Consider the following 26,513-nt stretch of genomic DNA (forward strand, 5'->3'; position numbering starts at 1 on the left):
GCTGTCAGGCTAGCCAGTCAAGCGTCAGCAACAGCCGGGGTGGCCCTGAAGGGGAACGATGTACGACGCCTGCGCCTTCATTGCCCTCCCAGCGCTCGCCCTTGAATAACGCCACGTCACCAGCATTCAGGCGCATCACCTTATCCACAGCGGCATAGCCTGTGGACAATGCAGTTCGCGCCACTTCCTGCTCCGGCACATACTCACTACCCGGTCCCGCATACGTTGTAATCAGTCTCAGCGGAACGTTATCCACATGGAAGCATGGGCACATCGGACTGGTCAGTGCACGTACGCGCAAACCCACGCGGCGCGCGCCAAGCAAGCAGCTATAAGCCGACACGAGCCATGTGACATCCGCGACGAAAGCGTCATAGCCGTAGATATCCACAGCCTCCTGCAGCAGCGCGTCGATCACTGGGACCTGATGCTCATCGACCTCGAGCACCCGCTGATCCGCTAACGATCCACTAAGCCCCGCCACAACTTCTGCAAAGTCGTGAAGCTGAGGCGGAAGTTGTCGCTGCCAGACAGCGAGATTGACACCGTCCTGCAGGACTTGCGCCATTGCCTGGGGAGTCTGGCCAAACACCTGACGGATATCCACAGCCTCTGGCTTACTCACGCTGCCACCTGCTCGTCCCAGGGGCCGAATGGATCGGGAAAACGCAACCAGCCCATGGGCTCGAGTGCCATTTCTTCATCCGTCAACAGGCACTGATCAAGAGCTGTGGATAATTGAGCCACATCCAGATCTTGACCTATGAACACCAACTCCTGCCGGCAGTCGCCAGTATCTGGCAACCAATGTTCAAGAATGGCTGCAACGTTATCCACATCCTCCGGCCACTGTTCGCGGGGTACGAAACACCACCAGCGACCAGCCAGACCATGGCGCATCATGCCGCCTGCCTGAGACCAACTGCCCGCTTCTTTATATTTGCTCGCCAACCAAAAGAACCCTTTAGAACGTAGTAACCGGCCATTACTCCAGGGCGTGTGGACAAAGTCATGGAACCGCTGCGGATGAAAAGGCCGCCGTGCGGTCCAGGTGGTCGCTTGGATGCCATATTCTTCTGTTTCCGGTGTGTGTTCACCGCGAAGCTCCTTCAACCAGCCGGGCGCTTGCGCTGCCTGGTCGAAGTCGAACAAGCCGGTGTTCAGAATCCTGGCAAGGGGAACCTGACCCATGACCATTGGAATGATCTGAGCTCGGCGGTTCAAGCTACGGAGGATGGCTGAAAGCTCTTCCCGTTCGGCCTGACTGACCAGATCGATTTTGCTCAACAGCAATACGTCAGCAAACTCTACCTGCTCAATCAGCAAGTCGCTGATCGAGCGTTCATCGTCTTCTCCCAATGTCTGGCCACTGCTTTCCAGGCTCTGCGCGGCTTGATAATCACGCATGAAATTCAAGGCATCCACTACGGTGACCATGGTGTCGAGACGCGCCAGATCCGACAGGCTGCGGCCTTGCTCATCACGGAAGGTAAAGGTTTCAGCCACAGGCAGAGGTTCTGAGATACCAGTCGATTCAATCAGCAGGTAATCGAAGCGCCCCGCCTCGGCCAGGCGTGCAACCTCTTCAAGCAGATCTTCACGCAGCGTGCAGCAGATGCAGCCATTGCTCATCTCCACCAGCTTTTCTTCGGCCCGGTTAAGGGTGATATTGCGCTGGACTTCGCTGGCGTCAATGTTGATCTCACTCATGTCATTGACGATGACCGCGACACGAAGATCTTCGCGATTGCGCAGAACATGGTTGAGAAGCGTGCTTTTCCCTGCGCCCAAAAACCCGGAGAGCACAGTGACAGGAAGACGATTGGACATGGCAAAACCTCATCACACAGGCGCATTCGAAACGATGCATTGCATAATGTTATAAAGTAACAATACAATTTAGCCAAGTGGTTCCTGACGAGAGCTCTGTGTAATGAATAGAAAACGACCAGCCCATTTCACGGCGCATTGCTGACGACTCAGCCGCTACCTCACTGCGCCCATCCGCAGTGGACCCAATGTTCCACATACACGCATAGCCTTGGAAATCCCATGTCCCATCCCCCGCTTCCCGACGTCGCTGCACAGCATCTGAATTCCACCACACCATTGGACTGGGTAGGGATGTGCGGTATAGCCATGCCGATGCAGATCGGGGGTCGTCTGGTAGCAGCTACGGTAGATGCGGGTGTGGACCTTGTGGATGGCAGCTCACGCGGCATACACATGTCGCGTCTGTACCTGGCGCTTGAAGATCTTGAACAGGAGCCGCTGCGTCCGCTGCTGCTGCGTCGGCTTTTAGCGAGTTTTCTCAACAGTCATGATGGGCAATCGTCTGCGGCATACGTGCGATTGAGCTATCAGCATTTGCTTAAACGGCCTGCCTTGGTTAGTCCTCTTGCCGGGTGGAAAAGCTATGACGTCGAGATCCATGCACGGATCGAACATGAAATGTTCCACGTGGAACTATCCGTTTCGATACCCTACTCGTCTACATGCCCTTGTTCAGCGGCGCTGGCTCGACAGCTTATTCAGCGACAGTTTCAAGTGCGATTTGGCACAGGAAACGTGGATAGTGATGAGGCCGTTGCGTGGCTGGGCACTTCGGAAGGCATCGTGGCAACGCCTCACAGCCAGAGGAGCATGGCGAAGATAAGTGTCAGGCTCGAGGATAATCATCCTGATCTCCCCATAACCGAGGTGGTAGACAAGGCCGAGCAAGCCTTGGGCACTGCGGTACAAACCGCCGTGAAGCGCGCCGATGAGCAAGCATTCGCCCTGGCAAATGGACAAAATTTGATGTTTTGCGAGGACGCAGCCAGGCGAGTTTATGCGGCGCTAAGGGCTATGGAATGGAGTAAAGCGTTCAAAGTGCGCGTGGAACATGCTGAAAGCCTGCATGCCCACGACGCCGTAGCAACTGCCCAGTGGCAGTGGAACATCACGTCCGAGGCTTGACCGTACCGCAGTCATTGCCCAGCCATACCGCACGTGTATTCATGCTGCCCTGCTGCTGAACACCCGACGCATTGAAAGTGCCACTTACTTGAGTAGTGAATTCCTTGTCACTCAGGAAGGTAGCCTGGCCATTGCCCTGGGCCTTGGGGCAGCTGAACTGAAACTTCCAAACGTTGCCGGTGCGATCGGTAATCTTCTGAGTACAGCCGGACTTTGGATCCTGCAGGGGAATGTCATTGGTTGCCACCTGCTGAGGGGTAAGACAGGAACGCACCCCTTTACCACCCACAGTGACACCTTGCTTGGCAAGCATGCCTTCCATCATCGCCCTTTGATCGGGCGGTAGGTTCTTCAACTGGCTGAGCATGAAATCCATATCAGGTAGCGGCTTGCCATCGACCTGCATATTGCTGGTAGTCAGCTCCCACAAGCCGGGTTGAAGCATTTGAGCCTGGGCCGTGACGCTACTTGCGCACAAGGCCAGCGCCAGCAACGGCATACGAATTTTCATGGAAAACACACTCCTGGAAATGCCGGTCACCCCGACGATGTTTGAGTTAGACGTTGAAACGAACCGCTTGTTGCAGGCGAACCACGTTCGTGTTCTGTTACCTAAGGTGTATTCGACAAGCAGGATGCATATGGATTACCACAGCCCCCTTTTTTTTGGCTATCTACTTGGCGTGATTCATCTGCTAGGTATTATCGCCGCGCTCCATGCGTTGTTCACAGTCCGTACTGCTCAAGGCGCCATCGCTTGGGCCATGCCGCTTTTCTTCATTCCTTACCTGACGCTCATTCCTTACCTGATATTCGGTGCGCGCTCCTTCAATGCCTACATAAAGGCCAGGCGCCAGGCCAATCAGGAAATGCATGTCGCCATGGCCAGCCTGAATTGGCGCCCTTGGGTCGAAGAAGCTCTCGCCGCTCGCGCATCGGACAGCTACGCTGCCTTGCGCGCAATGCCCAAACTCAGCCGAATGCCGTGCCTGGCCAATAATCAGGTCGAGCTGTTGATTGATGGCAAGCGCACCTTCGAGGCGGTGTTCGAAGCCATCGAGAAAGCGACGCGCGTTGTACTGGTGCAGTTTTTCATCATCCATGACGATGAACTTGGGCGGGCCTTGCAACAGATACTGCTACGCAAGGCGGCCGAAGGCGTTCAGGTGTTTGTGCTTTATGACGGTGTCGGCAGCCATTCCCTGCCCCGCCGCTACAGCCAGCGGCTTCGTGCAGGAGGTGTGCAGATACATGCATTCGCTACCCGTCGAGGCTTGTTCAATCGCCTCCAAGTCAACTTTCGCAATCATCGCAAGATCGTCGTGGTTGATGGCTTGGTCGGCTTTGTGGGTGGTCACAATGTCGGCGACGAGTACCTGGGCGCTAACCCCAAGCTTTCCCCCTGGCGTGATACTCATGTGCAAATCAGTGGGCCAGTGCTAGCGTGCCTGCAGGAATCGTTCGCTGAAGATTGGTACTGGGTAACTCGGCAGTTGCCTCCCCTGATCCTCCAGGACAACTATCCGGATGACGGCGTTCTGTGCCAGGCATTGGCCAGTGGCCCTGCAGACTCCAAGGAAACCTGCTCGCTGTTCTTTCTGGAGGCTATCCACTCGGCCAAGCATCGCGTCTGGGTAACGAGCCCGTATTTCGTTCCCGATGAAGCGGTATTCGCTGCCCTGCGGCTAGCAGCCCTACGCGGGGTAGATGTGCGTGTCCTGATTCCGTCTCGACCAGACCACAAGATCGTGTACGCCGCCTCCAGCCTGTTCGCATTCGAAGCGGTAAGCGCCGGTGTACGCATGTTCCGCTATCAGCCTGGGTTCCTGCACCAGAAGGTCGTGTTGGTGGATGACGACATCAGCGCTGTCGGCAGCGCCAACCTGGATAATCGATCGTTCCGTCTGAACTTCGAGATCACCTTGCTCACCATCGACAAGGCATTCGCCGATACGGTCGAACGCATGCTCAACGAAGACTTTGCCAATGCGCGAGAGATAACGGTTGAGGAAACCGAGGCCACCCATCGGCTACAGCAGGTGGGCATGCGCATCGCAAGGTTGATTTCACCGGTGTTGTAAAACGCGCCAAGCTTCACCGACCTCACTCCTGGAGCGAGTTCGGTGAAGCTTGGCACACAGGAGGTGAGCGCTAACGGTAGAGATGCTCACGCGTCCAAGGTAGATCATGATGGCCATCCGCGTAGGGCTTGACCGCCAGTATCTGATGCAGATTGATCCAGCCTTTCTCGAACGCATAGGCGCAACCTGCCAAATAAAGACGCCAGATACGCAGTGTCTTTTCCGGCACTAAAGCAGCCGCATTGTGCAGCTGGTTTTCCAGGTTCTCGCTCCAGTGGTGCAGAGTCTTGGCGTAGTGCATGCGCAGGCTTTCCACGTCGACCACTTCCAATCCAGCCTCACAGACAGCGGCGCTGATCATCGACAAGTGGGGCAACTCACCGTGCGGGAATACGTAGCGGTCGATGAATTCTCCAGCGCCTCGACCCACCGGGCGGCCATCCACATGCTTGGCCGTGATGCCATGGTTCATGACGAGGCCGCCTTCGCGCACTGCGCCGAATAGCGTCTTACAATACAGCGGGAGGTTGGCATGACCGACATGCTCGAACATGCCCACGCTGACGACCTTATCGAAGCGCCCGTCTTGTGGCAGGTCGCGGTAATCAAGAATCTGCAGGTCTACACTGTCGCCCAGGCCTTCGGCCTCCACACGCTCCCGGCCGAGCTTGAGCTGCTCTTTGCTCAACGTGATGCCAAAGACTTTCGCCCCATATTCACGTGCAGCGAAGCGCGCCAGACCTCCCCATCCACATCCCACATCCAGCAAATAGTCACCGGTCGCCAGGCGCAGCTTGCGGCACAGGTGATCGAACTTGTCTTGCTGGGCCTGTTGCAGTGTGTTGTCCGGCTCACGGAAATAGGCGCAGGAATAAACCATGTCCTGGTCCAGCCATAACCGGTAAAAGTCGTTGGACACATCGTAGTGGTAGGAAATGGCTTCGGCGTCGGTTCGCTTGTCATGGGCCAGGCGCTGGGGAGCGTGATCGCGATCGTCGGGCAGCAGTGCTTCGCTGAGCTCGTCGCAAACACGGATAGCCTCGCCGATGTCGCCTTCGAGCTCGAGCTTGCCTTCCACGAAAGCGGTACCCAGCTCATCCATGCTGGGATGGGTGAGCTGGGAAATGAGCTGAGGCTCCTTGACCAGAATGGTCACTTGCGGGCTGGGGCCCAAGTCGAAATGGTTGCCGTCCCACAATTTCAAACGCAACGGCAGGTGTAGACTCTGCAAAGCCGGCGGAAGCTGATCAAGCATGTAACCCTTCCTTCCCATGTACGGGGCAAGACCCAAGACATTTCGAAAGCCACCGGTTCAGCGTAGACCATCTGTAGGAACTGTCTGTAAAACGAACGTTGCAAGCGGGGTCTACAGTTTCAGATTCAGGGAAACGAATGCTGATCGACCAGGTGCCGGCGAGAACATCGCCTGGTCCTCACCGCCCCAGAAGAAGTTGTCGTACCAAACGTATTCGTATTTGCGATCCAGCAGGTTCTTGACCTGCACATCGACGCTGGCAGCGGACGTGATGCGGTAGCTGACGCTGGCGTCCGCGACGACAAACCCACCGTATTTGCCTTGCTCGTTGAGCTCGTCTATGTAGTAGCTCCCCTGTGCCCTGCCCTGCAGACCGAACTTCCAGTCATCGTTATAACGATAATCGACACCCACGGTGCTCACGTACCGAGGCGTGGAGAACACCTCCTTACCCGAGAGTGATTGCCCGGCAGCAGAAAACGCCTTGATCACTTTGGCTTCCTGGATGGCGTGGGAGGCATAGACAGTCCACTGATCATCCAGCTGGGCATTGATCTGCAAATCCACACCGCGGCGGCGCGTTTCACCCAGCCCGACCGTGGTCCCGGTACTGGGCATGTTTGCTACTTCATCGGTAGCATCCTGCTGCCAGATCGCGACCCGCGCTTGGGCGCCCTCGAACGGTCTGAACTTGATACCGACTTCTTTGCCTGTGTTGATCGACGGATCGTATGAAGGCTGCCCTGGGGTCAGGTAGGCGGGCTCGGTAGAGCCGGTGAGTATCTGGAAGGTACGCCCCCAATTGGCGTAAACGTCGATATCGGGAGTAACGCTGTAAATGACGCTCAGCTTGGGCTGTCGGATCCAGCCGTAGTCTTGCAGCGAGCCTTTGACGCCACCCAAGAGCTGCGTATTGCCGGTGAACTTATCCACCCGCATGGCCGGTATGATCTTCAGTGACTCGATGGGCTGGATAACGGCCTGAACATAGGCACCGGTGTTGCGCAGGGTGTAGCGATCGTCATTCTGCACGCGCGCCGGTACGGTATCGAAGTTGGTCGGAAGGCTGAAGCTGTAGCGCTCGCGACCGTAGCGGTTGTCCTGTTCCTCGTAGTTGACACCGCCGTCGAGGGTAAGGTGCTCGTTCACGCGCCATGTCAGGTTATTGAGCATGCCCGTCTGCTGTTCGTCCCATTGCCGACGCTGACGGGGCGCGTTACCGGGGCGGTAGTCCGTGAAGGTGATGGTGCGGTCATCGTTGTAGTCGTTGTAATACAGCTTGCTGCTAAGGCTCAGGTCATCATTGAGCTGCCAATCCGCGTGCAGGCTGAGATGCTTCATGTCGCGGTCATCACCGTCATTGGCGTTCTTTGCCGGTGATTGCGTGCGGCTAACGTGCATCTGTTCACGGGTTAGAAACCCGGACTCCTGAGCCTGGTGATGGTACAGGCGCGCGATCAGCCCAATGCGGAAATTCTGCTCGTCGTTGCTAACGAACCACTTACCTCCCAGCGCATATTTGTTCGAGTTGCTGTGATCGCGGTAGCCATTGCTGTCCTGCTTGGCAAGGAAGTAGTTCTGGGCAAAATTCCCCTCCTCGCGCCCGACCGCCAACTGCACCTCACGGGTGTCGAAGCTGCCATAGGTCAGCCGGCTATCTATATAGTTGCCGCCTTGGCGCGTGGCGAAGTTGATGTTGCCCGCGATGTTGTGCAACCCGTAACGCGGGTCGTTCGTGCCCCGGACCACTTCGATGTAGTCGATATCCAGGGGAAAGATCATGTCGATGAAGCGCTGGTTGCCGCTGTTGACGTTGCTCGGGATCCCATCGATCAGCGTCTTGATACCGTTGATGTACCCTTCGCCGTTGAAAGCGCGGAACGTTACCTTGCCCGATTCGGCCCCCTGCCCTGTTTCGGTGAGCTGAATGCCCGGCATTTGGCCCAGCAGCTGCCAGCTGTTCATGACGTTCTTGTCCTCGACCTGATCACCGCCCAGCACATCGACCGAAGTGAGCACGTTCTCGGTGCTCAGCGCCACCTTGGCGTCTTGCGTGATGTTCACGGCGCCAAGGGTGATTGTGGAACTGCCGGGTTGGTCGGCGAACAGTTCAGGGGTAACCATTACCGTGAACATGGCAAGGGAGGCCGGGGTGACTCGCATGGGTGCTCCTGGGTGAGTAGACAGGGAAGAGATCAGGTGCCGGTAAGCTCGCTAAAAAGTGCTGAGCCTTTAGACGTTATATCATAACCAATTAAACGTTATGATATATCAACTCAATTCCATCTATCTGATGTTAAAGCACCGAGATTCGAGAGGGCCGCAGGAAGTATTGGGTGTATGGTTTCGGCCCAACCAACTCTGAAGCGCAAGAGCATGAAAAATCGCCAATAAAAAACCCCCGTGAAAAACGGGGGTTTTGACTGCCGATCGATCAGATGATCACCGACCGTATTTCACGGCTTCTGCTCGACGTTAAGCTGGCACTGTCGAAAAGCTGCCCTCACTCCACCGTCACCGACTTCGCCAAATTCCGAGGCTGGTCAACATCAGTCCCCTTGAGCACGGCGACATAGTACGAGAGCAACTGCAAAGGAATGGTGTACAGAATCGGCGCCAGCGCATCCGCGATATGTGGGACCGGAATCACATGGGTCCCTTCGCCATTGCTCAACCCGGCTTGCTCGTCAGCGAAGACCACCAGCTCACCGCCGCGTGCACGCACCTCCTGCAGGTTGGACTTGAGCTTCTCCAGCAGTTCGTTGTTCGGCGCAACGGTCACCACCGGCATGTCGTTATCCACAAGCGCCAGCGGACCATGTTTGAGCTCGCCCGCGGGGTAGGCTTCGGCGTGGATATAGGAGATTTCCTTGAGCTTGAGCGCACCTTCCATGGCCACCGGGTATTGAGCGCCGCGGCCCAGGAACAAGGTGTGATGCTTGTCAGCGAACAACTCGGCGATTTTCTCGACGGTTGCGTCCATGGCCAATGCTTCACCCAAACGTGTTGGCAGGCGGCGCAGTTCCTCGACCAGTTCAGCTTCGACGCCCTTGTCCAGGGTGCCGCGCACCTGGCCCAAGGCCAAGGTCAGAAGCATCAACGACACCAGCTGGGTGGTGAAGGCCTTGGTCGAAGCGACGCCGATTTCCGGGCCGGCCAGGGTCAGCAATGTCAGGTCGGATTCCCGAACCAGCGAGCTGATGCCCACGTTGCAGATCGCCAGGCTGCCAAGGAAGCCCAGCTCCTTGGCGTTGCGCAGCGCTGCCAGGGTATCGGCGGTCTCGCCCGACTGGGAGATGGAAACGAACAGCGTATCGGGCTGCACGACCACCTTGCGGTAACGGAACTCGCTCGCCACCTCTACCTGGCAAGGGATCCCAGCCAGGCTTTCCAGCCAGTAACGTGCAACCATGCCGGCGTGATAGCTGGTACCACAGGCTACGATCTGCACATTGCGCACTTTGCCAAACAGCTCGGCTGCCTGCGGACCGAATGCCTGTACCAGGACATGGTCATGGCCCAAGCGACCTTCCAATGTGCGTTGCACCACCCGCGGCTGCTCGTGGATTTCCTTAAGCATGAAGTGACGGTACTGGCCCTTGTCAGCGGCCTCGGCGCCTTCGTGGTACTGCACGGTTTCACGCTGCACAGGATGGCCATCGTGGTCCCAGACGGCGACGTGGTCGCGACGGATCTCGGCGATATCGCCCTCTTCGAGATACATGAAGCGATCGGTGACCTGCCGCAGGGCCAGTTGGTCAGAGGCAAGGAAATTTTCACCGAGGCCCAGGCCAATCACCAACGGGCTGCCGCTACGCGCAGCGACCAGGCGGTCAGGCTGGCTTTTGCTGATCAATGCCAGGCCATAGGCACCGTGCAGGCGCTTGACCGCAGCCTTCAAGGCGTCTGCCAGGTCGGGAATGCCCTTGAGGAGATGGTCGATCAGGTGGACGATCACTTCGGTATCGGTCTGGGACACGAAGGCATAGCCCAATCCCTTCAGTTCCTCGCGCAGTTCCTCGTGGTTCTCGATGATGCCGTTGTGCACAACGGCCACGTCATGGCCTGAGAAATGCGGGTGGGCATTGGTTTCGGTAGGCGCGCCATGGGTTGCCCAGCGCGTATGCGCGATGCCGAGCCGTCCTGCGATTGGCTCGAGCGCGACGGCTGCTTCAAGCTCGCTGACCTTGCCGATGCGGCGACGGCGTTGCAATTCGCCCTCGGGCGTCAGCACCGCCAGGCCTGCGCTGTCATACCCACGGTATTCAAGACGCTTCAGGCCCTCGATAAGGATGGCGGTAATGTTGCGTTCGGCCACAGCACCTACAATTCCACACATGCTTGGTTACTCCTGACTGATAGCGGCGCAGATCAGATTGACGCCGCGTGCTTTAATTTGTGCGCGTGCCTGTTCGCACAGGCGTTCGTCCGAGATCAGGGTGTGCACCCTGCCCCACGGCAGTTCGAGGTTGGGAATCTTGCGGCCGACCTTGTCCGACTCAACCATCACGATCACCTCACGGGCGACCTCGGCCATGACGCGGCTCAGACCCAGCAATTCGTTGAATGTGGTGGTACCGCGTTCCAGGTCGATGCCATCGGCCCCGATGAACAACTGGTCGAAGTCATACGAGCGCAGAACCTGTTCGGCCACCTGGCCTTGAAAGGACTCGGAATGCGGATCCCAGGTGCCACCTGTCATCAGCAGCACCGGCTCGTGCTCGAGTTCGCTGATGGCCCGGGCAACATTGAGCGAATTGGTCATGACCACCAGGCCCGGCTGGCGACCGAGTTCAGGGATCATGGCGGCGGTGGTACTGCCGCTGTCGATGATGATCCGGGCGTGTTCGCGGATGAGGTTCACAGCGGCACGTGCAATGGCACGCTTGTAGGCCGACACGGGTTGCGCCGGCTCCGCCAGCAACTCCTGCGGCATGGTTACAGCCCCGCCGTAGCGGCGCAGCAACAAACCATTGCTTTCCAGTGCCGCCAGGTCCTTGCGGATAGTGACCTCGGACGTGTCAAACCGTCTCGCCAGCGCATCCACGCTGACCTCGCCCTGCTCCGCGAGTAGGGCGAGTATGTTATGGCGGCGTTGTGGCGTGTTTCGTTTCGACATCGGCGCTTTAAGTTTCGTTTCGAAAGATAATGATCGCAATCAAAACCTAAATGCGCGGATCCGTCAACCCCGTCGTCTCGCTGTGGATAACCATACCCAGCCGTATGGCCAGCGTTAGCCAGCTAATGCCTGGGAAATAAAAAGGCCGGCTTGTTATGCACAAGGCCGGCCTCGAGAGAGCTTTGGATAATCAGGGCTTCTTGATCTTCTCTGGACGCTTCCACCCCGAAACGTTGCGCTGGCGAGAGCGTGCTACCGCCAATTCACCTGCTTCTACACACTGAGTAATCGTCGAGCCCGCAGCAGTCGTGGCCCCGGCCTTGATCTCCACAGGCGCGACGAGGGCGCTGTTGGAACCGATGAAGACGTCTTCGCCCATGACCGTCTTGAACTTGTTGGCCCCATCGTAATTACAGGTGATGGTGCCCGCACCAATATTAGTGCGGGCGCCGATTTCGGCATCACCCAAATACGACAGATGCCCAGCTTTGGCGCCTTCACCAAGATGGGCATTCTTCAGCTCAACGAAGTTACCCACATGGGCCTTTGCATCGAGTACGGTCCCCGGACGCAAGCGTGCAAATGGACCTGCATCACTCCCCTCGCCCATGACGGCACCCTCTAGGTGACTGTTGGCCTTGATCACGGCACCTTTGCGCAGCGTGCAATCCTTGATCACACAGTTAGGACCAATCTGCACATCGTCTTCGATGACAACCTTGCCTTCCAAAATGACGTTGATGTCGATCAGCACATCCCGGCCGACCGTCACTTCGCCCCGGACATCGAAACGCGCAGGGTCACGCAAGGTCACACCCTGCGCCATCAGGCGGCGGGCCTCACGCAACTGGTAGTGACGCTCCAGTTCGGCAAGCTGACGGCGGTCATTGGCACCCTGCACTTCCATGGGATCGTCAGGTTGCTCGGTGGCGACCAACAGGCCATCAGCGACTGCCATGGCGATCACATCAGTCAGGTAGTACTCGCCCTGGGCATTGTTGTTCGACAAGCGGCCCATCCAATCTGCCAAGCGAGCGCCAGGAAGCGCCAGGATGCCGGTGTTGCCTTCGCGAATGGCTTTCTGTGCCTCGTTAGCGTCCTTGTGCTCGACGATTGCCGTTACCTGCCCATGCGCATCACGCACAATGCGGCCATAGCCCGTCGGATCTTCGAGCGTAACCGTGAGCAAACCCAGTTGCTGCTCGCTGGCTTTGGCCAACAAGCGTTGCAAGGTCGGCACTTCGATGAGCGGCACGTCGCCGTACAGCACCAGCACGGTGTCCGCGGACAGTGCTGGCAAAGCTTGCGCCAAGGCATGCCCCGTACCCAGTTGCTTGTCCTGCATGACAAAGTTGAGGTCGTCACCTGCCAGTCTCGCTTGCACCAACTCTGCCCCATGGCCTATCACCACGTGGATGCCCTGCGGCTGAAGCTGGCGAGCGCTGTGGATAACATGACCGAGCATGGAGTTGCCCGCTACCGGGTGCAATACCTTGGGCAGCGACGAGCGCATGCGGGTGCCTTGGCCGGCGGCAAGAATAACGATATCGAGGGACATGACTGGCTACCAATCCTGGGCGGTCAGTTGCTTGACCGAAAGGGGAAAATCGAAAAAAGAAAAAGGGTAGCCGAGGCTACCCTTTTACTCAATCGCAACACAAATGATGGCCGCAGCCGATCACTTGCCTCTGCGCATTTGCTGGACAGTACGCAGCTGAGCCGCAGCCTCGGCCAGACGTGCGGCAGCAGCGCCGTAGTCGAAGTCCGAGCCTTTGGTGTTCAGCGCGTTCTCGGCAGCCTTGAGGGCTTCCTGAGCCTGAGCTTCGTCCAGGTCGGCAGCACGTTGCACGGTGTCGGCAAGAACCTTCACCATGTTCGGCTGCACTTCGAGGAAGCCACCGGAGATGTAGTACACCTCTTGAGTGCCACCCTGCTTGGTCAGCGTGATCGGACCCGGCTTGAGATTGGTGATCAGCGGGGCGTGGCCTGGTGCGATACCCAGATCGCCCAAGTTGCCGTGCGCTACTACCATCTCGACCAGACCGGAGAAGATTTCTCCTTCCGCGCTGACGATATCGCAATGGACTGTCATAGCCATCTGCTTGCCTCAACCTGATTAGCGCCCCTTGCGGGGCGCCGGGATTACAGTTTCTTGGCTTTCTCGATCGCTTCGTCGATGCTGCCGACCATGTAGAACGCTTGTTCTGGCAGGTGGTCGTAGTCACCTTTGAGGATGCCGCTGAAGCCAGCGATGGTGTCTTTCAGGGAAACGTACTTGCCTGGCGAACCGGTGAAGACCTCGGCCACGAAGAACGGCTGCGACAGGAAGCGCTGGATCTTACGAGCGCGCGCTACCAGTTGCTTGTCGGTCTCGGACAGCTCGTCCATACCCAGGATCGCGATGATGTCCTTCAGCTCTTTGTAGCGCTGCAGAACATACTGAACCTGACGGGCAGTTTCGTAGTGCTCGGTACCGATCACGTTCGGGTCCAGCTGGCGCGAAGTCGAGTCCAGTGGGTCAACCGCTGGGTAGATACCCAGGGAGGCGATGTCACGGGACAGAACGACGGTGGCGTCCAAGTGGGCGAAGGTGGTCGCTGGCGACGGGTCGGTCAAGTCATCCGCAGGCACGTAAACGGCCTGGATGGAGGTGATCGAACCTTCCTTGGTCGAAGTGATACGCTCTTGCAGAACGCCCATCTCTTCGGCCAGGGTCGGCTGGTAACCTACTGCCGAAGGCATACGGCCCAGCAGTGCGGATACTTCGGTACCGGCCAGGGTGTAACGATAGATGTTGTCGACGAACAGCAGAACGTCGTTACCTTCGTCACGGAATTTCTCAGCCATGGTCAGGCCAGTCAGCGCAACGCGCAGACGGTTTCCTGGTGGCTCGTTCATCTGACCGTAGACCAGCGCTACTTTGTCGAGAACGTTGGAGTCCTTCATCTCGTGGTAGAAGTCGTTACCCTCACGAGTACGCTCACCCACACCGGCGAACACGGAATAACCGCTGTGCTCGATGGCGATGTTACGGATCAGTTCCATCATGTTCACGGTCTTGCCGACACCGGCACCACCGAACAGACCAACTTTACCACCCTTGGCGAACGGGCAAACCAGGTCGATAACCTTGATGCCGGTTTCCAGCAGATCGTTGCCGCCTGCCTGGTCCGCGAACGAAGGCGCCTTCTGGTGGATACCACGACGCTCTTCTTCACCGATCGGACCGGCTTCGTCGATTGGGTTACCCAGGACGTCCATGATGCGGCCCAGGGTAGCCTTACCGACAGGAACGGAGATGGCCGCGCCGGTATCGACGACGTCCAGACCGCGCTTCAGACCTTCGGTCGAGCCCATCGCAATGGTACGAACCACGCCGTCGCCCAGCTGCTGCTGAACTTCCAGGGTGGTTTCCGCGCCTTGTACTTTCAGCGCGTTGTAAACACTCGGCACGACGTCACGTGGGAATTCCACGTCGATGACGGCGCCGATGATTTGAACGATACGTCCGCTACTCATAGCTGGATCCTCTGAATTTTTGAACCGTTAAACCGCGGCAGCGCCGCCGACGATTTCCGAGATCTCCTGGGTGATCGCAGCCTGACGCGCCTTGTTGTAGATCAGCTGGAGTTCGCTGATCAGGTCACCGGCGTTGTCTGTGGCGTTCTTCATGGCGATCATCCGGGCTGCTTGTTCAGCAGCATTGTTCTCGACCACCGCCTGGTACACCTGCGACTCCACGTAACGCACCATCAAGCCGTCCAGCAGCTCTTTTGCGTCGGGTTCGTACAGGTAGTCCCAGTGATGCTTGAGTTCCTGATCCGGGGTTGCCACCAACGGTACCAATTGCTCGACCGTCGGCTTTTGGGTCATGGTGTTGATGAACTTGTTCGAAACCACCGAGAGGCGATCGATACGGCCATCGAGGTAGGCGTCCAGCATGACCTTGACGGAGCCGATCAAGTCATTGATCGATGGCTCTTCGCCCAGGTGGCTGATCGCGGCTACTACGTTGCCGCCAAAGATACGGAAGAAAGTCGCACCCTTGCTGCCGATCACGCACAGGTCGATTTCCACGCCCTGTTCGCGGTTTTCGTTCATGTCCTTGACCAAGGCCTTGAACAGGTTGGTATTCAAGCCACCGCACAGACCACGGTCACTGCTCACCACGATGTAACCGGCGCGCTTTACAGGGCGCTCGATCATGAACGGGTGGCGGTATTCCGGGTTGGCGTTGGCCAGATGACCGATCACCTGGCGGATACGCTCCGCATAAGGACGGCTAGCAGCCATGCGCTGTTGTGCCTTGCGCATTTTGCTGACCGCCACTTTTTCCATGGCGCTGGTAATTTTTTGCGTGCTTTTGATGCTCGCAATCTTACTGCGAATCTCTTTTGCGCCTGCCATGTATCACCTATCAGGTTAGCAAGCGGGGGCCTGGGCCCCCGCTGCGGCTTACCAGGTCTGGGTGGCCTTGAACTTCTCGATACCGGCTTTCATGCCTGCATCGATTTCGTCGTTGAAGTCACCCTTCACGTTGATCTTCGCCATCAGTTCGGCGTGATCACGGTGGAAGAAGGCGATCAGTGCTTGCTCGAAGCTGCCGACCTTGGAGACTTCTACGTCGGTCAGGAAGCCACGCTCAGCGGCGTACAGCGACAGGGCCATGTCCGCGATGGACATCGGCGCGTACTGCTTCTGCTTCATCAGCTCGGTAACGCGCTGACCATGCTCCAGCTGCTTGCGGGTCGCTTCGTCCAGATCGGACGCGAACTGGGCGAATGCCGCCAGTTCACGGTACTGAGCCAGTGCGGTACGAATACCACCGGACAGCTTCTTGATGATCTTGGTCTGAGCGGCACCACCTACACGCGATACCGAAACACCGGCGTTCACTGCAGGGCGGATGCCCGAGTTGAACATGGCCGATTCCAGGAAGATCTGACCGTCGGTGATGGAAATCACGTTGGTCGGAACGAACGCCGAAACGTCGCCAGCCTGGGTTTCGATGATCGGCAGAGCGGTCAGGGAACCGGTCTTGCCAGTGACTGCGCCGTTGGTGAACTTCTCGACGTATTCTTCCGAAACGCGCGATGCACGCTCCAGCAGACGGGAGTGGAGATAGAACACGTCGCCTGGGTACGCTTCACGTCCTGGTGGACGACGCAGCAGCAGGGAGATCTGGCGGTAGGCAACAGCCTGCTTGGACAGGTCATCGTAGACGATCAGGGCATCTTCACCGCGGTCACGGAAGTACTCGCCCATGGTGCAGCCGGAGTACGGCGCCAGGAACTGCAGTGCAGCCGATTCCGAGGCGCTGGCGGCAACAACGATGGTGTTGGCCAGGGCACCGGCTTCTTCGAGCTTGCGCACGACGTTGGCGATGGTCGACTGCTTCTGGCCGACGGCCACGTATACGCAGAAGATACCGCTGTTTTTCTGGTTGATGATCGCATCGACCGCCATGGCAGTCTTACCGATCTGACGGTCACCGATGATCAGCTCACGCTGGCCACGGCCAACCGGGATCATGGCGTCGACCGACTTGTAGCCAGTCTGTACAGGCTGGTCTACCGACTTACGCCAGATCACGCCTGGAGCAACTTTCTCGACCGCGTCGGTCTCGGTGTTGTTCAGCGGACCTTTGCCGTCGATCGGGTTACCCAGTGCGTCCACGACGCGACCCAGCAGTTCCTTACCAACCGGAACTTCCAGGATGCGACCGGTGCACTTGGCGCTCATGCCCTCGGCGAGGGAGGTGTACGCACCCAGTACCACTGCACCTACGGAGTCTTGCTCCAGGTTCAGTGCCATACCGTATACGCCGCCCGGGAACTCGATCATTTCGCCGTACATAGCGTCGGCCAGACCGTGGATCCGTACGATACCGTCGGAAACGCTTACGACGGTACCTTCGTTACGGGCTTGGGAGCCGACATCGAGCTTCTCGATGCGGCCCTTGATGATTTCACTAATTTCGGAAGGATTGAGTTGCTGCATTGCTCTGCTGCCCCTTCAAACTCAAGATTTCAATGCTTCGGCCAGTTTCGCGATCTTGCCGCGAACAGAGCCATCGATTACCAGGTCGCCGGCGCGGATGACGACGCCGCCGATCAGGCTGGCATCCTCCGACGCGTGCAGGCGCACTTCCCGGCTGAGCCGTGCACTGAGAACCTTGGCGAGTTTGTCTTGCTGTTCTTGGTTCAACGCAAAAGCACTGGTGACTTCCACGTCCACGGATTTCTCTTGTTCTGCCTTGTACAGGTCGAACAGAGCGGCAATCTCCGGCAGAAGCAGGAGACGGTCGTTTTCCGCGGCAACATGAATGAAATTCTGTGCCGATGCATCGAACTTGTCACCGCAAACGTCAATGAATGCGGCGGCCTTTTCTGCGCTTGTCAGTCGCGGGGCCTTGAGCAGGCGCTGCATGGTGTCGTCTTCGGACACTGCAGCAGCCAGGCCGAGCATGGCTGACCAATTGGCCAGTTGCTGATGGGCCTGGGCATGCTCAAAGGCAGCCTTAGCGTAAGGTCGGGCCAACGTGGTCAGTTCTGCCATGATCGCCCTCGCTTAAATTTCAGCGGCCAGTTTGTTAACCAGCTCTGCATGCGCGTTTTGATCGATTGTGGCGCCAAGGATCTTTTCAGCACCGCCAACAGCCAGGGCACCCACTTGGGCACGCAGGGCGTCTTTGACGCTGTTCAGTTCCTGTTCGATCTCGGCCTGAGCCTGAGCCTTCACACGGTCAGCTTCGACACGAGCCTGTTCACGGGCTTCGTCTACTAGCTGAGCAGCGCGTTTCTTGCTTTGCTCAATGATTTCAGCTGCCTGTGCCTTTGCTTCACGCAGTTGCTGACCCACTTTCTCTTGGGCCAGCTCCAGGTCGCGAGCTGCGCGGTTGGCAGCGTCCAAGCCGTCTGCAATCTTCTTTTGACGCTCTTGCAGAGCAGTGATGACCGGAGGCCATACGTACTTCATGCAGAAGAGTACAAAAATCAGAAAAGCAACGGATTGGCCAATCAGGGTTGCATTAATGTTCACGCCAACACCTCGCTCGGTCTTTGTCCATCACACCCATCAACTCGTCGAAACGAGTGATTAGCCGGCGATTTGACCAACGAAGGGATTCGCGAAGGTGAAGAACAGAGCGATACCAACACCGATCATGGTGACGGCGTCGAGCAGACCGGCAACGATGAACATTTTGACCTGCAGCATCGGAACCATCTCAGGCTGACGAGCAGCGCCTTCCAGGAATTTGCCGCCCAGCAGGCCGAAACCAATGGCGGTACCCAGAGCACCCAGGCCGATCAGCAGAGCAACAGCGATAGCGGTCAGACCAACTACAGTTTCCATCTTTCCTCCCGACTTTTACGTCGTATTGGTTAGGTTTTTTAGTTTGAAGCGGTAAAACGAATCGTTTGGTACAGCATGCCCTTGCGGACTTTTTAAGCCCTCCCCCCAAACGAGCGGGGAAGGCTATCAGACACGCCAGGCGGTCTTAATGGTTATCTTCGTGAGCCATCGACAAGTAGACGATGGTAAGCATCATGAAGATGAAGGCTTGCAGGGTGATGATCAGGATGTGGAACACAGCCCACGCCCATTGCAGCACGATACCCAGGCCGCTGAGCCACAGGATGCCGGCGCCGAACATCACGGCAATCAGGATGAACACCAGCTCGCCGGCGTACATGTTGCCGAACAGACGCAGCGCCAGCGAGATCGGCTTGGCGATCAGGGTCACGAATTCCAGCAGGAAGTTGACCGGGATCAGCAGGATCTGCAGGAAGATATTCTTGCTGCCGAACGGGTGCAGGGTCAGCTCACCGATGAAGCCACCCAGGCCTTTGACCTTGATGCTGTAGAAGATGATCAGCGCAAACACGCAGAAGGCCATGGCCAGGGTCGCGTTCGGGTCGGTGGTCGACACGGCGCGGAACGGAATGTGCGGATCACCCGAGATCAGGATGGCCAACTGAGGAATCCAGTCGACCGGTACCAGGTCGATGGCGTTCATCAGGAATACCCAGACGAAGATGGTCAGCGCCAGCGGCGCGATCACCGGGCTACGGCCGTGGAAGGAGTCCTTCACGCTGCCGTTGACGAAGTCCACCAGCACTTCGACGAAGTTCTGCAGGCCGCTCGGTTGGCCAGAAGTCGCCTTCTTGGCCGCCATGCGGAAGATGAACAGGAAGATCAGACCCAGTGCGACGGACCAACCCAGGGTATCCACGTGGAATGCCCAGAAGCCCATAGCCTTGGCTTCTGCAGCCGAATGGGCGAAGCCCCAGCTGCCGTCTGGTAGTTGACCGTAAGTCAGGTTCTGCAAGTGGTGCTGGATATAGCCCGAAGCGGTTTCTGCTGCCATGGTTGCCTCAAACGCCCTAAGGTCTCGAAAGTCTTTTATTCATCAGCAGGGGCGCGAACCAGCTGACCAAAAGGGTCAACACGAAGACGCCGAATACTGCCAGCGGCGCCAGTGGCTTCACTCCTGCGAAGGTCAGTGCGAAGAGCACTGCCGTCAAAATCATCTTGCCTGCCTCGCCAGCGTAGAACGACTTGACGATGGCCTGCGCCGCCCGAGCTCCGCTAAAGCGAAAAGCCTTCCAGGCGAAATAAACATTGGGCAGCCAGGCAATCAGGCCTCCGCAGAGCCCTGAATATCCGCTGACCGTCCCAGCCAACTGCCACAACACCAAGGTTGCCAGCAGCAGCACGACGAATTGCGTCAGCAATACCGGAAAAACCGCCCAGCGATGGAAAGGCAACCGGTTTGGCGTGCGGATTTCCATCACAACTGCTCCCCGTGAATCGGCCTGCCAGTCAGCGATGACTTGGCATAATTTGTGCCGACAAAATGCGCGCAGAGTATAGGGGTGGATTAACCCCTATTCAACTATTCGTAGTGATTTCCGATTGCGCGCTACAACAGGAATTGTTTCAGCGAATGTGTGCGAGTACGCCCTGCAACTCATCGAGCGAGTTATAGCGAATCACCAGTTGGCCCTTGCCTTTAGCGCCGTGGCGAATCTGTACAGCCGAGCCCAAACGCTCTGCAAGCCGCTGTTCCAGGCGTGCAATGTCCGGATCAGGTTTGCCGGGTTCTACCGGATCAGGCTTGTCGCTCAGCCATTGGCGCACCAGCGCCTCGGTCTGACGTACGGTCAGCCCACGTGCGACAACATGACGCGCCCCTTCCTCCTGGCGATTCTCTTCCAGGCCTAGCAAAGCCCGTGCGTGACCCATCTCCAGGTCACCATGGGCGAGCATCGTTTTGATCGCTTCAGGCAACGTGATCAACCGCAGCAGGTTGGCCACGGTCACCCGCGACTTGCCCACGGCATCGGCCACTTGCTGCTGGGTCAGCTCGAACTCCTGCTGCAACCGCTGCAGGGCCAGCGCTTCTTCCAGAGGGTTCAAGTCCTCGCGCTGGATGTTTTCGATCAGGGCCATGGCAATGGCCGCTTCGTCAGGGACCTCGCGGACCATGGCCGGAATGGTGTCCAGACCGGCTTGTTGAGTCGCGCGCCAGCGCCGCTCACCGGCGATGATCTCATAGCGCTCATCGCCAACCGGGCGCACCACGATCGGTTGCATCACGCCGTGGCTGCGGATCGAGTGAGCCAGTTCTTCGAGCGCCTGCGGGTCCATGTCGCGACGTGGCTGGTACTTGCCCCGTTGAATCAACTCGACGGGCAGGTGCTGAAGCTCCTTGAGGTCGATCTTTACAGCCTGCTCTTCGAGCGCGCTCACGGATGGACCGCTGAGCAGCGCATCCAACCCACGTCCGAGACCCCGTTTCTTGACGGCCATGCGGATTCCTTAAGTTGCTTGTGCAGTGCGGGACTGGCGGCGTTGACGACGAACCAGTTCTCCGGCCAGGGCAAGGTAGGCCTGTGCGCCGCGCGATTGCTTGTCGTAGGCCAATGCCGGCATACCGAAGCTGGGTGCTTCGGCCAGGCGGATGTTTCGCGGAATGACGGTATCGTACAACTGCGAACCGAAATGCTCCTTGAGCTGCGCCGATACATCGTTGTTCAGGCTCAGCCGCGGATCATACATGGTTCGCAGCAACCCCTCGATCTTGAGCGCGGGGTTCAACTTGGCAGCGATCCGCTTGATGTTGTCCACAAGGTCGCTCAGCCCTTCCAGCGCGTAATACTCGCACTGCATGGGGATGATCACGCCATCGGAAGCCACCAAGGCATTGAGCGTCAGCATCGACAATGAAGGCGGGCAGTCGATGAGGATGAAATCGTAGTTATCACGAATGGGCGCCAGCGCATTACGCAGGCGGCTTTCCTTGACCTGCATCTCCAGCAGCACGACTTCGGCAGCGGTCAGGTCACGGTTGGCCGGCAACAGCTGGAACCCACCATGCTCGGAATAGTGCATGGCCTGGGCCAGGTCACACTCTCCGATCAGCAGGTCGTACACAGAGTGCTCGAGCTCGTGCTTGTCCACGCCGCTGCCCATGGTGGCATTGCCCTGCGGATCGAGGTCGATCAGCAGCACACGACGCTTGGTCGCCACCAGCGAGGCAGCGAGATTGATACAGGTGGTGGTCTTGCCCACACCACCTTTCTGGTTCGCGATTGCGAATACCTTAGCCATTGATGCGTCTGTTCCCAATCAAGCCTTGCGGCGCAGTATCAGCAGATGACGTTGGCCCTGGCAACCCGGAACGGTCAGGGCCTGCTCGCTTTCCACTGTGAAGTCTGCGGGCAATGCTACCAGTTCATCGGCAGGATGCAGCCCCTTCATTGCAAGCCACTGCGTCCCGGTGTCGCCCAGGTGGCGGGTCCAGTTGGTGAAATTCTCCATGCTGCTGAAAGCGCGGGAGATGATGCCGTCGAACGGCTGGGCCGGCGTGTACCCCTCGACCCTGCTGTGGATAACCGTAAGGTTGTCCAGCTTGAGCTCCATTTTCACCTGGGTCAGAAAGCGCGTCTTCTTGCCATTGGCATCCAGTACGGTGATCCGCTTGTGGGGATGCAGGATAGCCATGGGCACACCTGGCATGCCTCCGCCGCTGCCGACATCCAGCCAGTTACTGCGCTCGCTGTGGATAAACGGCATCACGCTGAGGCTGTCGAGCAGGTGACGCGAAACCATTTCATCCGGATCCCGGACGGCGGTGAGGTTGTAGGCCTTGTTCCACTTGATCAACAGGGCCAGGTAGCCCAGCAGTTTTTCATGGTGTTCAGGGCTCAGGGGCACAGCCAACTGGCGGGCACCTGTGGACAACTCTTCGGCATGTTGGGAGGTAACCAGGGAACTCAAACGCTTTGCTCCAGCTCGCGGCCTGCACCGCGTTTTTTCAGGTGGATGAGCAACAGGGAAATGGCCGCCGGCGTCACGCCTGGAATGCGCGAGGCCTGCCCCAGGGTTTCGGGACGGGTCTGGCTGAGCTTGCCCTGAATCTCTTTGGACAGCCCCGAAATCGTGGCGTACTCGATATCCACAGGCAGGCGCGTGTCCTCACTGGCGCGCAGCCGCGCGATTTCGTCCTGCTGACGGTCGATGTAACCCGCGTATTTGGTGCGAATCTCGACCTGCTCGGCGACCTGTGGATCGATCGACTCACCGCCGGTAGCCGCCATTAACCCTGCATAGTCGATTTCGGGTCGTGCCAGCAGGTTCAGCAGGCTGTACTCGTGGCTCAATGGCGTACCAAACTTGTCCACAACGGCTTGGCCTTGCTCGGTGTTGGGCCTTATCCAGGTCGATTTCAGCCGCTGCTCTTCTTTTTCGATACCGTCGCGCTTGGTGCAGAAGGCGGCCCAGCGCTCGTCGTCGATCAACCCCAGCGCTCGCCCTTTTTCTGTGAGACGCAGGTCGGCGTTGTCCTCCCGCAGGATCAACCGGTATTCGGCCCGGGATGTGAACATGCGATACGGTTCTTGAGTGCCCAAGGTGATCAAGTCGTCGACCAGCACGCCGATGTAGGCTTCATCGCGCCGCGGACACCAGGCCTCGCGGCCCTGAGCGCGCAGTGCGGCGTTGGTCCCGGCCAACAGGCCTTGCGCACCGGCTTCTTCGTAACCGGTGGTGCCGTTGATCTGGCCAGCGAAGAAAAGACCACCAATGACTTTGGTTTCCAGGCTGTACTTCAAGTCGCGCGGATCGAAGTAGTCATATTCGATGGCGTAGCCTGGGCGGACGATATGCGCGTTTTCCATGCCCCGGATCGAGCGCACCAACTCCAGCTGCACATCGAAGGGCAGCGAAGTGGAAATACCGTTGGGGTAGAGCTCGTGAGTGGTCAGGCCTTCAGGCTCGATGAATACCTGGTGGCTTTCCTTGTCCGCAAAGCGGTGGATCTTGTCTTCGATCGACGGGCAGTAACGTGGCCCTACCCCTTCGATGACCCCCGAGTACATGGGCGAACGGTCAAGGTTCGAAGCGATGATGTCATGTGTCCGGGCGTTGGTGTGAGTGATATAGCAGCTCACCTGGCGCGGATGCATGCCCGCATTGCCCATGAACGACATCACCGGGATAGGCGTATCGCCGGGCTGCTCGGTCATGACCGAGAAATCCACGGAGCGACCGTCGATACGAGGCGGCGTACCTGTCTTCAGGCGGCCGACGCGTAGCGGCAATTCACGCATGCGATGCGCCAACGCGATGGAGGGCGGATCCCCTGCGCGTCCTCCCGAGTGGTTCTGCATACCAATATGGATCAGGCCGCCCAGGAAGGTGCCGGTGGTGAGCACGACCGAGTTTGCAAAGAACCGCAGCCCCATCTGGGTGACCACGCCTTTGACTTCATCCTGTTCAACGATCAGGTCGTCACAGGACTGCTGAAATATCCACAGGTTGGGCTGGTTTTCCAAAATCTCACGCACAACCGCCTTGTAGATGGCGCGGTCAGCCTGTGCACGCGTGGCGCGAACGGCTGGGCCCTTGCGGTTATTCAACACGCGAAACTGAATGCCACTCTTGTCGGTGGCCAGCGCCATGGCGCCGCCCAGGGCATCGATTTCCTTGACCAGATGGCTTTTGCCGATGCCACCAATGGCAGGGTTGCAACTCATGTGCCCGAGGGTTTCCACGTTGTGGGTCAGCAGCAGGGTTTTGACACCCATGCGTGCAGACGCAAGCGCAGCCTCGGTACCGGCATGGCCGCCGCCGATGACGATCACTTCAAAACGGGAAGGGAAATCCACCACGCACCTCGTGCCTGTTGTGCAAATAGAAAAGGTAAGCCGACAAGTATAGGGACATCACCCCCCTCATTGAAACCGTCTGAGCAAATTTTGATCAGGCTGTGGATGAATGGCACACAACAGAAATCAACGAAGATAGATTTATAAAAGCTTTGTTTTTATGTTTATTCTTATGCACAGCGATATCTGTGGATAAGGTCTTCAAGACCAGGAAACGCGTGTTGTACAGAGATCCTGAACCCTGTGCTTTAACCCCGCTGAGCCTTTTGGATAACAGGGAATAGCCTGTGGATGAAATGCAGGGTTACCCACAGGGCGATTTATCCTCAAGAAAAATTAGCGCTTATCAACGGAGCTCAGATAGGGTTTTCCACAGGGCTTAGCGGCTACCGTTCCTGGCTGTCCCTTCGCTGGAGGCTTATTTCAAGCCAAAAAAAACCGCCCCTAAAGGGCGGTTGGCTGGTCCGGGACCAGGTTGTTTGTTACTTGCCGATGCAGAAACTCGAGAAAATCCGCCCCAACAAGTCGTCGGAACTGAAGGCCCCGGTGATTTCCCCAAGCACCTGCTGCGCCTGACGCAAGTCCTCTGCCAGTAATTCACCTGCACCTGCGAGGGTCAGCTGCGCACGACCGTGCTCAAGGTGCTCACTGGCCTGGCGCAAGGCATCCAGGTGCCGTCGACGGGCGCTGAAACCACTCTCGGCGGTTTGTTCATAGCCCATGCAGGCCTTGAGATGGTCGCGCAACAGCTGCAGCCCCCCACCCTCTCCTTTGGCGCTCAGCGTGATGGTGGCTTGTCCATCTTCACCCTGGTGCAGCGCTACTGGCTCCCCACTCAGATCCGCTTTATTGCGTATCAGGGTTACCCGTGCTGGATCCGGACGCTGGTCCAGAAACTCGGGCCATAAAGCAAAGGGATCGTCAGCTTCAGGGGCTGTGGAGTCCACAACCAGCAATATCCGGTCTGCCTCGCCTATCGCTTGTAGCGCTCGCTCGACACCGATCTTTTCCACATGATCATCTGTTGAACGTAGCCCAGCTGTGTCCACCACGTGAAGCGGCATGCCGTCGATGTGGATATGTTCGCGCAGGGTGTCCCGGGTCGTGCCGGCGATATCCGTTACGATCGCCGCTTCACGTCCCGCTAGCTGGTTGAGCAGACTCGACTTGCCTGCATTGGGTCGCCCAGCGATGACCACTGTCATGCCATCACGCAGCAAAGCCCCTTGGCCCGCCTCACGCAGCACTGTGGATAAATGATCCCTCACGGCATCGAGCATCGACAGCACGTGGCCATCGGCCAGGAAGTCGATTTCTTCCTCGGGAAAATCAATGGCGGCCTCCACGTAGATGCGCAGCGCGATCAACGCTTCGGTGAGGCTGTGGACATGTCTGGAAAATTCGCCCTGCAGCGATCGCAGTGCATTTCGCGCTGCCTGGCTGGAGCTGGCTTCGATCAAGTCGGCGATGGCCTCGGCTTGAGCCAGGTCAAGCTTGTCATTGAGAAATGCCCGCTCGCTGAACTCCCCTGGCCTGGCCAGGCGACACCCCAGTTGTACACAGCGCTGTAGCAGCATATCCAGGACCACGGGGCCGCCATGGCCTTGCAACTCAAGTACATCTTCACCGGTGAATGAGTTGGGCCCCGGAAAGAACAGCGCGATACCTTCATCCAGTACCACCCCCTCCTCGTCGCGGAATGGGCCGTAATGAGCATGACGCGGTTGCAGGCTGCGGCCGGTTATCCACTGGCCCGCCTGGGCAGCCAGTGGTCCTGACAACCTCACGATGCCTACGCCGCCGCGGCCTTGGGCAGTTGCGATGGCGGCAATGGTTTCACGCACAGTATTCATGCTGGGGAGCCTCTACGACAAATACGACAGATAGCAAAAACGCCCCACGAGGGGGCGTTTTATTCACAAGCT

The 26,513-nt window shown here is 58.0% G+C and carries 24 protein-coding genes; 2 read left to right on the forward strand and 22 right to left on the reverse strand.

Annotated features, from left to right (window positions below):
- Positions 1-4: 4 nt before the first annotated feature.
- Together ACF8R3_RS19415 and zigA are read right to left on the reverse strand one after the other, a co-directional pair.
- Entirely contained in the window at positions 5-625 is a 621-nt protein-coding gene (locus ACF8R3_RS19415) for a DUF1826 domain-containing protein (protein ID WP_329602546.1), read from the reverse strand.
- Entirely contained in the window at positions 622-1,830 is a 1,209-nt protein-coding gene (gene zigA, locus ACF8R3_RS19420; RefSeq protein WP_392516028.1) for a zinc metallochaperone GTPase ZigA, read from the reverse strand. The genes ACF8R3_RS19415 and zigA overlap by 4 nt, the downstream gene beginning before the upstream one ends.
- A 222-nt stretch (positions 1,831-2,052) precedes the next feature.
- Between zigA and folE2 the strand changes: the two genes are divergently transcribed.
- Positions 2,053-2,958 (forward strand): GTP cyclohydrolase FolE2, encoded by a 906-nt coding sequence (gene folE2 / locus ACF8R3_RS19425; protein ID WP_392516029.1) that lies wholly within the window; start codon positions 2,053-2,055, stop codon positions 2,956-2,958.
- Here folE2 and ACF8R3_RS19430 read toward each other — a convergent pair.
- Positions 2,942-3,469, reverse strand: a complete 528-nt coding sequence (locus ACF8R3_RS19430; protein ID WP_058602724.1) for a DUF3617 domain-containing protein — start codon at positions 3,467-3,469, stop codon at positions 2,942-2,944. The genes folE2 and ACF8R3_RS19430 overlap by 17 nt on opposite strands.
- A 130-nt stretch (positions 3,470-3,599) precedes the next feature.
- Between ACF8R3_RS19430 and cls the strand changes: the two genes are divergently transcribed.
- Positions 3,600-5,039 carry a cardiolipin synthase gene (cls, locus tag ACF8R3_RS19435; RefSeq protein WP_196185264.1) on the forward strand — a complete coding sequence of 480 codons (1,440 nt, stop codon included), beginning with the start codon at positions 3,600-3,602 and terminating at the stop codon, positions 5,037-5,039.
- Positions 5,040-5,109: 70 nt separating this feature from the next.
- On the opposite strand, the gene cfaB is transcribed toward cls, so the two are convergent.
- The 19 genes from cfaB to mnmE form a co-directional block, all read right to left on the reverse strand.
- Positions 5,110-6,294, reverse strand: coding sequence for a C17 cyclopropane fatty acid synthase CfaB (gene cfaB, locus ACF8R3_RS19440; protein ID WP_196185265.1), 1,185 nt, complete (start codon positions 6,292-6,294; stop codon positions 5,110-5,112).
- 111 nt (positions 6,295-6,405) lie between these two features.
- On the reverse strand, positions 6,406-8,457 hold the full coding sequence (locus ACF8R3_RS19445; RefSeq protein ID WP_196185266.1) for a TonB-dependent receptor: 2,052 nt from the start codon (positions 8,455-8,457) through the stop codon (positions 6,406-6,408).
- 340 nt (positions 8,458-8,797) lie between these two features.
- Complete coding sequence (gene glmS / locus ACF8R3_RS19450) at positions 8,798-10,633, reverse strand: glutamine--fructose-6-phosphate transaminase (isomerizing) (protein WP_392516030.1); 1,836 nt, start codon at positions 10,631-10,633, stop codon at positions 8,798-8,800.
- Positions 10,634-10,639: 6 nt separating this feature from the next.
- A complete protein-coding gene (locus ACF8R3_RS19455; RefSeq protein WP_058602719.1) occupies positions 10,640-11,413 on the reverse strand; it encodes a DeoR/GlpR family DNA-binding transcription regulator in 774 nt (257 codons plus the stop codon).
- Positions 11,414-11,603: 190 nt separating this feature from the next.
- Positions 11,604-12,971, reverse strand: a complete 1,368-nt coding sequence (gene glmU, locus ACF8R3_RS19460) for a bifunctional UDP-N-acetylglucosamine diphosphorylase/glucosamine-1-phosphate N-acetyltransferase GlmU (RefSeq protein ID WP_144963829.1) — start codon at positions 12,969-12,971, stop codon at positions 11,604-11,606.
- A 120-nt stretch (positions 12,972-13,091) separates the two neighbouring features.
- Positions 13,092-13,511: a F0F1 ATP synthase subunit epsilon gene (locus ACF8R3_RS19465; RefSeq protein WP_023532701.1), complete on the reverse strand. Its 420-nt coding sequence runs from the start codon at positions 13,509-13,511 to the stop codon at positions 13,092-13,094.
- 44 nt (positions 13,512-13,555) lie between these two features.
- A complete protein-coding gene (gene atpD / locus ACF8R3_RS19470) occupies positions 13,556-14,932 on the reverse strand; it encodes a F0F1 ATP synthase subunit beta (protein ID WP_023532615.1) in 1,377 nt (458 codons plus the stop codon).
- 27 nt (positions 14,933-14,959) lie between these two features.
- A complete protein-coding gene (gene atpG / locus ACF8R3_RS19475) occupies positions 14,960-15,820 on the reverse strand; it encodes a F0F1 ATP synthase subunit gamma (RefSeq protein ID WP_023532742.1) in 861 nt (286 codons plus the stop codon).
- Between the two features lie 48 nt (positions 15,821-15,868).
- On the reverse strand, positions 15,869-17,413 hold the full coding sequence (gene atpA / locus ACF8R3_RS19480; protein ID WP_023532736.1) for a F0F1 ATP synthase subunit alpha: 1,545 nt from the start codon (positions 17,411-17,413) through the stop codon (positions 15,869-15,871).
- 21 nt (positions 17,414-17,434) lie between these two features.
- Positions 17,435-17,971 carry a F0F1 ATP synthase subunit delta gene (locus ACF8R3_RS19485; RefSeq protein WP_023532623.1) on the reverse strand — a complete coding sequence of 179 codons (537 nt, stop codon included), beginning with the start codon at positions 17,969-17,971 and terminating at the stop codon, positions 17,435-17,437.
- Positions 17,972-17,983: 12 nt separating this feature from the next.
- On the reverse strand, positions 17,984-18,454 hold the full coding sequence (locus ACF8R3_RS19490; protein ID WP_011536505.1) for a F0F1 ATP synthase subunit B: 471 nt from the start codon (positions 18,452-18,454) through the stop codon (positions 17,984-17,986).
- 57 nt (positions 18,455-18,511) lie between these two features.
- Complete coding sequence (gene atpE / locus ACF8R3_RS19495; RefSeq protein ID WP_003097235.1) at positions 18,512-18,769, reverse strand: F0F1 ATP synthase subunit C; 258 nt, start codon at positions 18,767-18,769, stop codon at positions 18,512-18,514.
- Positions 18,770-18,914: 145 nt separating this feature from the next.
- Complete coding sequence (gene atpB, locus ACF8R3_RS19500; RefSeq protein WP_023532311.1) at positions 18,915-19,784, reverse strand: F0F1 ATP synthase subunit A; 870 nt, start codon at positions 19,782-19,784, stop codon at positions 18,915-18,917.
- Positions 19,785-19,800: 16 nt separating this feature from the next.
- A complete protein-coding gene (locus ACF8R3_RS19505) occupies positions 19,801-20,208 on the reverse strand; it encodes a F0F1 ATP synthase subunit I (protein ID WP_023532288.1) in 408 nt (135 codons plus the stop codon).
- Positions 20,209-20,356: 148 nt separating this feature from the next.
- Positions 20,357-21,229, reverse strand: coding sequence for a ParB/RepB/Spo0J family partition protein (locus ACF8R3_RS19510; RefSeq protein WP_058602715.1), 873 nt, complete (start codon positions 21,227-21,229; stop codon positions 20,357-20,359).
- Positions 21,230-21,238: 9 nt separating this feature from the next.
- Positions 21,239-22,030, reverse strand: a complete 792-nt coding sequence (locus ACF8R3_RS19515) for a ParA family protein (RefSeq protein WP_023532809.1) — start codon at positions 22,028-22,030, stop codon at positions 21,239-21,241.
- Between the two features lie 18 nt (positions 22,031-22,048).
- Positions 22,049-22,699: a 16S rRNA (guanine(527)-N(7))-methyltransferase RsmG gene (rsmG, locus tag ACF8R3_RS19520; RefSeq protein ID WP_058602714.1), complete on the reverse strand. Its 651-nt coding sequence runs from the start codon at positions 22,697-22,699 to the stop codon at positions 22,049-22,051.
- Positions 22,696-24,588 carry a tRNA uridine-5-carboxymethylaminomethyl(34) synthesis enzyme MnmG gene (gene mnmG, locus ACF8R3_RS19525; RefSeq protein WP_058603070.1) on the reverse strand — a complete coding sequence of 631 codons (1,893 nt, stop codon included), beginning with the start codon at positions 24,586-24,588 and terminating at the stop codon, positions 22,696-22,698. Before mnmG ends, rsmG begins: the two co-directional genes overlap by 4 nt.
- A gap of 482 nt (positions 24,589-25,070) precedes the next feature.
- Positions 25,071-26,441, reverse strand: a complete 1,371-nt coding sequence (mnmE, locus tag ACF8R3_RS19530) for a tRNA uridine-5-carboxymethylaminomethyl(34) synthesis GTPase MnmE (RefSeq protein WP_058638773.1) — start codon at positions 26,439-26,441, stop codon at positions 25,071-25,073.
- Positions 26,442-26,513 lie beyond the last annotated feature (72 nt).

This window comes from Pseudomonas sp. FYR_7 (assembly GCF_043106155.1).
GTDB classification, from domain to species: Bacteria; Pseudomonadota; Gammaproteobacteria; order Pseudomonadales; family Pseudomonadaceae; genus Aquipseudomonas; species Aquipseudomonas parafulva_B.

Bases quoted from the DNA above. Each gene is read 5' to 3' on its own strand.
- zigA (WP_392516028.1), bottom strand. From the start codon at position 1,830: ATGTCCAATCGTCTTCCTGTCACTGTGCTCTCCGGGTTTTTGGGCGCA.
- folE2 (WP_392516029.1), top strand. From the start codon at position 2,053: ATGTCCCATCCCCCGCTTCCCGACGTCGCTGCACAGCATCTGAATTCC.
- ACF8R3_RS19430 (WP_058602724.1), bottom strand. From the start codon at position 3,469: ATGAAAATTCGTATGCCGTTGCTGGCGCTGGCCTTGTGCGCAAGTAGC.
- cls (WP_196185264.1), top strand. From the start codon at position 3,600: ATGGATTACCACAGCCCCCTTTTTTTTGGCTATCTACTTGGCGTGATT.
- cfaB (WP_196185265.1), bottom strand. From the start codon at position 6,294: ATGCTTGATCAGCTTCCGCCGGCTTTGCAGAGTCTACACCTGCCGTTG.
- ACF8R3_RS19445 (WP_196185266.1), bottom strand. From the start codon at position 8,457: ATGCGAGTCACCCCGGCCTCCCTTGCCATGTTCACGGTAATGGTTACC.
- glmS (WP_392516030.1), bottom strand. From the start codon at position 10,633: ATGTGTGGAATTGTAGGTGCTGTGGCCGAACGCAACATTACCGCCATC.
- ACF8R3_RS19455 (WP_058602719.1), bottom strand. From the start codon at position 11,413: ATGTCGAAACGAAACACGCCACAACGCCGCCATAACATACTCGCCCTA.
- glmU (WP_144963829.1), bottom strand. From the start codon at position 12,971: ATGTCCCTCGATATCGTTATTCTTGCCGCCGGCCAAGGCACCCGCATG.
- ACF8R3_RS19465 (WP_023532701.1), bottom strand. From the start codon at position 13,511: ATGGCTATGACAGTCCATTGCGATATCGTCAGCGCGGAAGGAGAAATC.
- atpD (WP_023532615.1), bottom strand. From the start codon at position 14,932: ATGAGTAGCGGACGTATCGTTCAAATCATCGGCGCCGTCATCGACGTG.
- atpG (WP_023532742.1), bottom strand. From the start codon at position 15,820: ATGGCAGGCGCAAAAGAGATTCGCAGTAAGATTGCGAGCATCAAAAGC.
- atpA (WP_023532736.1), bottom strand. From the start codon at position 17,413: ATGCAGCAACTCAATCCTTCCGAAATTAGTGAAATCATCAAGGGCCGC.
- ACF8R3_RS19485 (WP_023532623.1), bottom strand. From the start codon at position 17,971: ATGGCAGAACTGACCACGTTGGCCCGACCTTACGCTAAGGCTGCCTTT.
- atpE (WP_003097235.1), bottom strand. From the start codon at position 18,769: ATGGAAACTGTAGTTGGTCTGACCGCTATCGCTGTTGCTCTGCTGATC.
- atpB (WP_023532311.1), bottom strand. From the start codon at position 19,784: ATGGCAGCAGAAACCGCTTCGGGCTATATCCAGCACCACTTGCAGAAC.
- ACF8R3_RS19505 (WP_023532288.1), bottom strand. From the start codon at position 20,208: ATGGAAATCCGCACGCCAAACCGGTTGCCTTTCCATCGCTGGGCGGTT.
- ACF8R3_RS19510 (WP_058602715.1), bottom strand. From the start codon at position 21,229: ATGGCCGTCAAGAAACGGGGTCTCGGACGTGGGTTGGATGCGCTGCTC.
- ACF8R3_RS19515 (WP_023532809.1), bottom strand. From the start codon at position 22,030: ATGGCTAAGGTATTCGCAATCGCGAACCAGAAAGGTGGTGTGGGCAAG.
- mnmE (WP_058638773.1), bottom strand. From the start codon at position 26,441: ATGAATACTGTGCGTGAAACCATTGCCGCCATCGCAACTGCCCAAGGC.